Annotated in this window: 7 protein-coding genes and 1 pseudogene; all 8 read left to right on the forward strand. The window is 72.0% G+C overall.

The annotated features are described in order from the left end of the window. Positions 1-366 (forward strand): annotated as a pseudogene (locus ACFVZW_RS36170) (urease subunit alpha); the annotation flags it as partial. A gap of 117 nt (positions 367-483) precedes the next feature. Continuing rightward, complete coding sequence (locus ACFVZW_RS36175; RefSeq protein WP_384530722.1) at positions 484-1,500, forward strand: agmatine/peptidylarginine deiminase; 1,017 nt, start codon at positions 484-486, stop codon at positions 1,498-1,500. A gap of 80 nt (positions 1,501-1,580) precedes the next feature. Continuing rightward, the gene (locus ACFVZW_RS36180; protein WP_384530724.1) at positions 1,581-3,344 is read left to right on the forward strand and encodes an ABC transporter substrate-binding protein; all 1,764 of its coding nucleotides are present in this window, start codon (positions 1,581-1,583) and stop codon (positions 3,342-3,344) included. Beyond that, entirely contained in the window at positions 3,341-4,309 is a 969-nt protein-coding gene (locus tag ACFVZW_RS36185; protein ID WP_384530726.1) for an ABC transporter permease, read from the forward strand. The genes ACFVZW_RS36180 and ACFVZW_RS36185 overlap by 4 nt, the downstream gene beginning before the upstream one ends. Continuing rightward, a complete protein-coding gene (locus tag ACFVZW_RS36190) occupies positions 4,306-5,166 on the forward strand; it encodes an ABC transporter permease (RefSeq protein WP_384530727.1) in 861 nt (286 codons plus the stop codon). Before ACFVZW_RS36185 ends, ACFVZW_RS36190 begins: the two co-directional genes overlap by 4 nt. After that, a complete protein-coding gene (locus ACFVZW_RS36195) occupies positions 5,163-6,200 on the forward strand; it encodes an ABC transporter ATP-binding protein (RefSeq protein ID WP_384530729.1) in 1,038 nt (345 codons plus the stop codon). The genes ACFVZW_RS36190 and ACFVZW_RS36195 overlap by 4 nt, the downstream gene beginning before the upstream one ends. Further along, positions 6,193-7,041: an ABC transporter ATP-binding protein gene (locus ACFVZW_RS36200; protein WP_384530731.1), complete on the forward strand. Its 849-nt coding sequence runs from the start codon at positions 6,193-6,195 to the stop codon at positions 7,039-7,041. Before ACFVZW_RS36195 ends, ACFVZW_RS36200 begins: the two co-directional genes overlap by 8 nt. Before the next feature lie 23 nt (positions 7,042-7,064). Then, a complete protein-coding gene (locus ACFVZW_RS36205) occupies positions 7,065-8,183 on the forward strand; it encodes an agmatine/peptidylarginine deiminase (RefSeq protein ID WP_384530733.1) in 1,119 nt (372 codons plus the stop codon). The last annotated feature ends 79 nt before the right edge of the window (positions 8,184-8,262 follow it).

Genomic DNA, 8,262 nt, shown 5'->3' on the forward strand with positions numbered 1-8,262 from the left:
AACGGCTTCCCCGCGTGGGGGGTCGTGGGCGATCCGAACGCCGCCACCGACACCTGCGAACCCCTCGTCCTCGGCCCCCTGTTCGGAGCCCACGGCGCCACCCCCGCGGAGCTCTCCGTGGCCTTCGTCAGCCGAGCCGCCGCCGAGTCCGGTTCCTTCGGCCGCCCGTACGGCGCACTGGCCACCCGCCGTCGCCGGGTCGCCGTCCGCGGCACCCGCGGCATCGGTCCGGCCGACCTGCTGCTCAACTCCCGCCTCGGCGACGTCCAGGTCGACGGGCGCAGCGGCCTCGTGACGCTCGACGGGGCGCCCATGCGCTCCGAGCCGGCGGACGAGGTCTCCCTGAGCCGCCTCTACTTCCTCTGATCCGCCCAACCCGATCCGCTTCCTCCGATCCTCACCGAGCTTTCTCATGCCCAGAGTCTTGACTGAAAATTCAGTTAGGACCACGCTTCCTTCCCAACGACCGAAAAGAGACCCCCGATGACCGCTTTCCGTATGCCCGCCGAGTGGTCCGAGCACGAGGGCTGCCTGATGGCCTGGCCCACCCGCGTGGAACTGTGGGACGGCGTCCTCGACGCCGTGAAGCAGGAGTACGCGGACGTCGCCCGCACCATCGCGCGCTTCGAGCCCGTCACCATGGTCGCCCCGCCCGGCTTCGGGGACGACGCCCGCGCCCACTGCGGCGACACCGTCTCCGTGGTGGAACTGCCCCTCGACGACTCCTGGTTCCGGGACTCCGCGCCGCTGTTCGTCCTGGACGGCGACGGACGTCGCGCCGGAGTCGACTTCCGCTTCAACGCCTGGGGCCGCAAGCACCACCCCTACGACTCCGACGACCGGATCAGCGCCCTGCTCCTAGAGCGCCTCGGCGTCGACCGCATCGCCTCCGACATGATCCTCGAAGGCGGGGCGATCACCGTCGACGGCGAGGGCACCCTCATCACCACCGAGCAGTGCCTCCTCCACCCCAACCGCAACCCGGAGTCGAGCCGCGAGCAGATCGAGGCCGAGCTGAAGGCGCAGCTCGGTGTCGAGAAGGTGATCTGGCTCCCGTACGGCGGGCTGCTCGACACCGAGACCGACGGCCACGTCGACGGTGTCTGCGCCTTCGCCGCCCCCGGGAAGGTCGTCGTCTCCCTGCCCGAGGACCCCGAGCACCCCGACCACGCCCGGATGCGGGCCAACCGTGCCGTCCTGGAGGTCTCGACCGACGCCCGGGGCCGCGCCCTGGAGATCGTCGACGTCCCCCAGACCGTGTTCACCGAGGTCGCCGGCGTGCGCGTGGAGGTCTCGTACCTGAACTACTACGTCGCCAACGGCGCAGTCGTCGTCCCGGTCGCCGGAACCCCCCAGGACATGGCCGCCCTGGAGGTGATCGCCGGCGCCTACCCGGACCGCAAGGTCGTCGGCGTACCGGCTCCGGTGATCGCGTACGGCGGCGGCGGTGTCCACTGCATCACCCAGCAGATCCCGGCGGCCGCCCGCCCCGACGCGTAACCCCGGAAACCCCTCAGCGCGTAACCCCGCGGGAAACCCTCGGCAATCCCTCCCCCGCCGTACCGAAAGAGAGCGCGACGATGAGCACCGCACCGCCCCCGCCCCGCGTCCCGAGACGTCGCCCCGCGAGGACCGTACTCGCGGCCCTCACCTCGGTCGCCGCCCTCACCGCCCTCGCGGCCTGCGCCGGCCCGCCCCGTGGCGGGGCGGACGGACCCGGTGCCTCGTTCGCGCTCTCGGCCGGCACCCCCAAGCCGAAGGGGGACATCGACTCCTTCACCTGGGCGATCTACGCGGAGCCGCCCACCCTCGACTACACGATGGCGTTCGACTACCCGCAGAACACCATCCTCTCCAACGTCTGCGAGAGCCTGATGCGTTGGACCCCCGGGCTCACGCTCGAACCCGGGCTCGCGGAGAAGGCGACCAACCCGGATCCGACCACCTGGGTGTACGACCTGCGGCGCGGGGTGCGGTTCCACAACGGCGGGACCATGACGGCGGACGACGTCGTCTTCAGCCTCGGCCGGCAGACGGATCCGAAGAACTCCGCCGCCTGGGCGCAGAACTTCCAGAACGTCGCCTCCGTACGCAAGACCGGACCCCTCCAGGTCACCGTCAAGCTGAAGAAGCCCGACTCGCAGTTCCCCCAGTACATGGCGACCGCCGCCGGTGTCGTCGCCTCCAAGGCCGGGGTCACCGCGGCGGGCGCCGACTACGGCACCTCCGGCGGCCTCGCCTGCACCGGTCCGTTCGCGCTCGGCGCCTGGCAGAAGGGGCAGTCGCTCGAACTGACGCGCTTCGACGGCCATTGGGGCACCCGGGCCAAGGCCGGAAAGGTCGTCTTCCGCTTCCTCACCGACCCGTCCGCCCGGACCAACGCCATGCTCAGCGGGGACGTCGACGGCGGCTACCTCATCCCGACCGAGAGCTACGGGCGCCTCAAGGACAGCGGCGTCGGCACCCTCTACTTCGGCGAGGGCCTCAGCACGGTCAACCTCGGCATCACCAACATGAAGGGCGCACTCGGTGACGTACGTGTCCGCCGGGCGCTCTCCCTCGCCCTGGACCGCTCCGGCTTCGTGAAGGCCGGCCTCGGCGGCGCGGGGAGCGCCACCAGCTCCCTCACCACCAGGGCCGCCTGGGCGGGAGCCCCACCGGAGGTGCGCAAGGCGGCCTTCGACGGACTGCCGCCCACCACCCGGAACGTCGAGAAGGCGCGAGCGCTCGTCAAGGAGGCCGGGGCCACCGGCACGTCCCTCACGGTCGCCACCAGTTCCATCGGCCAGGACGTCTCCCTCCTCGCCACCGCGGTCCAGGCCGCCGGCAGCGAGATCGGGCTGAGGATCAACCTCAAGTCGGTCGCCCCGAACGCCTTCACCGCGCTCTTCACCGACCCCGAGGCCCGCGAGGGCATCGACATGTTCCCGCTCACCTACTACGACTCGATCACCGACCCGCTCGACCTCCTCACGAACTTCAGGACCGGCGCGTACCTCAACTTCGCCGGGTACAGCGACAAGCGGTACGACGGACTGATCGAGCAGGCCACCGCCACCTACGACAAGGACCGGCGGCTGCGCGTCGAGAGCGAGCTCCAGCGACACGCCGCCGAACAGCTGCCCTGGATCCCGGTCGCGGAGTGGCCCACCGCCCTCTTCCTCAGCAAGAGGATCACCGGCGCCCCGACGACCATCGCGTACATGTACTACCCGTGGGCGGCGGACGTCGGCGCCGCGGGACCGGGGGGCGCGGGGTCGACCGACGCGGGGGCGACGGACGCGGGGTCGACCGACGCGGGGGCGACGGACGCGAAGGCGCCGGGCTCGGGGGCCACGCCGTGAACCCCGTCGCCTTCCTGAGATTCGCCGCACGGCGGGTCGCCGAGATGGCGGCCACCCTCCTCGTCGCCTCGTTCGTCGTCTTCGGCGCCATGTACCTGGCGCCCGGCAGCCCCGCGAGCTTCCTGCTCTCCGGCCGCTCGGCCTCACCCGAGGCGCTCGCCGCCGTCAACGCCCGCTACCACCTCGACGACCCGTTCGCGGTGCGCTATCTGCGCTGGCTCGGCGACATGGTCCAGGGCGACTTCGGCCGCTCCCTCACGTACCGCACGGACGTCTCGCGGCTCCTGGCCGACCGGTTGCCCACCACCTTGCTGCTGATCACCATGGCGCTGTCCGTGGTCGTCATCGTCGGGCTGCTGCTCGGCCGGATCGCCGCCGTGCGCGGTGGCACCACCGACTCCGCCGTCCTCGTCGCCACCGCTTTCGCGATCGGCACCCCGTCCTTCGTCGCCGCCGTGCTGCTTCAGGGCCTCTTCGCCGTCAACCTCGGCTGGTTCCCCAGCAGCGGCGCAGGCGACGGGTTCCTCGACATGGTGTGGCACCTGACCCTGCCGGCGATCGCCCTCGCGCTCTATCTGATCGGGATGCTCGCCCGCGTCACCCGCGCCGCCATGCTCGAAGCGCTCGACAGCGAGCACGTGACCGTCGCCCGCAGCCGGGGCGTCCCCGAACGCCTCGTCATCCGCCGCCATGTGCTGCGCAACTCGCTCGGGACCGTGCTCACCACCGGCGGCCTGATCGTCTCCACCCTGCTGGTCTGCACGATCCTCGTGGAGACCGCCTTCAGCATCGGCGGAATCGGCCAGCTCCTCGAACTCGCCACCACGACCAAGGACTTCCCGACCGTCCAGGCCGTCTCCCTCATCATCGTGGCGCTCTTCATGGCAGTGAACCTGATCGTCGACCTCCTGCTGCCCCTGGTCGACCCCCGGATCACCCTCGGAACGAGAGGGGCCGCCGTATGACCGCCGTCCTCACCCGGCGCCCGGGCCTGGCGAAACTCCGCGCGGCCTCCGGCCGTTCGCCGCTGCACCTCGCCTGCCTGGCCTTCGTCGGACTCGTCGTCGCCGCGGCCCTGCTCGCCCCCTGGGCGGTGCCCCACGACCCCAACGCCGTCGACCTCGGCGGCGCGCTCGCCGGCCCCTCCGCCGACCATCCGCTCGGCGCCGACGCCGCCGGCCGCGACACCCTCTCCCGGCTCCTCCTCGGCGCCCGTACCTCCCTGCTCGGGCCGCTCGGCGTCGTCGCCTTCTCCACCCTCGTGGGCGTGGCCGTCGGCACCGCCGCGGCCTGGCGGGGCGGCTGGCTCGACTCCGTCCTGTCCCGCTCCACCGAACTCGTCTTCGCCTTCCCCGGGATGCTCCTCGCGATCCTCGTCGTCTCCGTGTACGGAGAGGGCCTGCTCGCCCCCGTCGTCGCGCTGGGCGTGGCCTACCTGCCGTACGTCAGCAGGCTCACCCGCTCACTCGTCCTAGCCGAACGAGCCCGTCCGTACGTCAGCGCCTACCGGGTCCAGGGCCACTCGGCGCTCCAGATCTGCCTGCGCCACATCCTGCCCAACATCGCCCCCGTCGTCCTCGCCCAGTCCACCATCAACTTCGGCTACGCCCTCATGGACCTGGCCGGCCTGTCCTTCCTCGGCCTCGGCGTGCCACCGCTCACGCCCGACTGGGGCCGCATGGTCTTCGACGGCCAGACCGCCATCCAGCACGGCTACCCGCTCTCCGCGATCCTGCCGTGCGTCCTCGTCGTGCTCACCGTCGTCGCGTTCAACGTGGTCGGAGAGCGCTGGGCCGACCGCGTGGCCAGGAGGGCCCGATGAGACCGCTGTCCCCACCCACCTCCGCGTCGCCGACGCCACCGCCGTCCGTCACCCCCACGCTCGGCATCCGGGGCCTGCGGCTCACCCTCCCCGGCGCCGCCCGACCCGTCCTCGACGGCGTGGACCTCACCGTCGGCCCGGGCGAGACCGTCGCCCTCGTCGGCGAGTCCGGCTCCGGAAAGTCCCTCACGTCACGCAGCGCCCTGGGCCTGCTGCCGTCCGGCGCCACCATCGAGGGCACCGTCCTGGTCGAGGGCCGCGACGTCCTCACCATGACCGCGGACCGGCTGCGCGCCCTGCGCGCGGGCACCGTCGCCATGATCTTCCAGGACCAGCGGGCCGCCCTCAACCCACTGCGCCGCATCGGCGACTTCCTCACCGAGGGCGTCCGGTCGGCGGGGACCATGGACGAGTCCGGCGCCACGGACCGGGCCGTGGAACTCCTCGCGGCCGTCGGCCTGGACGACACCGCCCTTGCGAAGTACCCGAGCCAGGTGTCCGGCGGCATGCTGCAACGCGTCGTCATCGCCGCGGCGCTCATGGGCGATCCCGCGCTCCTCCTCGCCGACGAACCCACCACCGCGCTCGACGTCACCACCCAGGCCGAGGTCATCGCCCTCCTCGCCCGACTGCGCGCGAGCTTCCGCACCGGGCTGCTGTTCGTCACCCACGACCTCGACCTGGCGGCGGCGATCAGCGACCGCGTGTACGTCATGTACGCCGGACGGATCGCCGAGACCGGCCCCGCCGACGTCCTCTTCGAGGGCCCCCGACACCCGTACACCGCGGCCCTGCTGGCCTCCACACCCCGGCTCTCCACCCCCGGCGGCAGACTCTCCGCCATCCCCGGACAGCCGCCCGACCCGCGCACCCCCCTGACCGGCTGCCCCTTCGCCGCCCGCTGCCCCCTCGCGACCGAGATCTGCCGGGAGGCGGCACCGGAACCGCTGCGGGCCCCCGGCCGGCCCGAACACCTCGCCGCGTGCCACCACAGCGACCGGCTCGCCGAGAAGGGAGCGGTCGTCGATGCCTGAGCTCCTGCCTGAAACCGTCCTGCCTGAACCTCTCCCGCCCGAGCCCCTCCTGCGGGCCGTCGACCTGAGCCGCGCCTTCGGCACCGTACGGGCCGTGGACGGTGTGTCCTTCACGCTCCCCGAAGGCGGCTCGCTGGGCATCGTCGGCGGCTCCGGCTCCGGCAAGACCACCACGGCCCGCATCGTCGTCGGTCTGGATCGGGCCGACGAGGGAGAGGTACGGATACGGGGCCGGGCCCGCCCCGCCCGGGCACGCGGACGGGTCCGGCGCCTGGCCAGGGCCCGCGAGGTGCAGATGGTCTTCCAGGACCCCTATCTGTCCCTCGACCCCAGGACCGGCGTCGACCAGGTCCTCCGCGAGACGCTGCGTCTGCACTTCCCCGACCGGGACCCCGAGCCCCGCATCCGCGAACTCCTCGACCAGGTCGGCCTCGGCAGCCGAGCCGCCGAAGCGCTGCCCCGGCACCTCTCCGGCGGTCAGCGCCAGCGCGTCGCCATCGCCCGCGCGCTCGCCGTGGAACCCGCCGTTCTCGTCCTGGACGAGGCGGTCGCCGCCCTCGACGTGTCCGTACAGGCCCAGATCCTCAATCTGCTCGCCGACATCCGCGAACAGACCCCGATCGGCTACCTCTTCATCACCCACGACCTCGGCGTGGTCCGGTGCGTCACCGACGAGGTCCTCGTCATGCGCCACGGCCGTGTCGTCGAGGCCGGCGCCACCGCGCAGGTGCTCGCCGCGCCGCAACACCCGTACACCCGGCTCCTCCTGGACTCCGTCCCGCACCCCGGCTGGAACCCGGACCGGATCGCGGCGGCCCGCCAGGAGCTGTCGTCCCCGTAGGCACCCCCACACAGGAGGCAGAAATGACCCGAGGCCTGAACAGGCGAGGATTCCTCGTCGCCTCCGGAGCGACCGCCGCCGGCGCCGCCCTCGCCACGACGTCCCAGGGCAGGGCCCGCGCCACCGCGGGCACCTTCCGGGTTCCGGTCGAGGACGTCCGCCACGCCCGCACCTGGATGGCATGGCCGGACAGCACCTCGATCTGGGGAGGCAAGCTGAGCGGCGTACAGGCGGACATCGCCCTGATCGCCCGTACGACCGCGAAGTACGAACCGGTCGTCATGTGCGCCAACTCCGGCAGCGCCGCCAAGGCCCGCTCGATGTGCGGCTCCACGGTCACCGTCATCAGCTCCATCCCCGTCGACGACTGCTGGATGCGCGACAGCGGCCCCGTCTTCCGTACGGACGGGGCCGGCGGCCTGGACACCGTGGGCCTCAACTTCAACGGCTGGGGCAACAAGCAGGCCCACGCCAAGGACGCCCTCGTCGCCGAACGGATCGCCGCCTACGTGGGCGTCCCGTTCACCTCCGCCGACCTCGTCGGCGAGGGCGGCGCCATCGAGCAGGACGGCGCCGGCACCCTGATGGCCACCCGCAGCAGCCTCGTGAACCGCAACCGCAACCCCGGGATGTCGGAGCGGCAGCTGACCTCGGCGATGTGCGAGGCGTACGGCGCGTCCAAGGTCATCTGGTTCGACGGGGTCCGGGGCCAGGACATCACCGACGACCACGTCGACGCCACGTCCCGCTTCCTCGCCCCCGGCGAGGCCCTCGTCCAGATGCCGCTGGCCTCCGACACCGACGCCTACGCCCGCGACGCACGCCGGCAGTTCAGCATCCTGTCTACCTCGACGACGGCCACGGGCAGCCCGATGGACGTCCTGCGCCTCCAGGGCCCGGACTACGACAAGATCCGTTCCACCAGCCGGGACTTCCTCGCCTCCTACGCCAACTACTACCTCTGCAACGGCGCCGTCATCAGCGCCCACTTCGGCGACACCCGTGCGGACCAGGCGGCCAGGGCGACCCTGGCCCGCCTCTACCCGGACCGCGTCATCGAGCAGTTGAACATCGACCGCCTCGGCACGGGCGGCGGCGGCATCCACTGCGTCACCCAGCAGCAGCCCGCTTCCCAATCTTGAAGTCAAGCCACGTGAGTCACTGGGGGTACGACTTGGTAGCACCGTCGGTCACGAATCAGTGCCCAGAAGACGTTGACTC

It is taken from the genome of Streptomyces sp. NPDC059567, from assembly GCF_042735655.1.
Classification (GTDB): domain Bacteria; phylum Actinomycetota; class Actinomycetes; order Streptomycetales; family Streptomycetaceae; genus Streptomyces.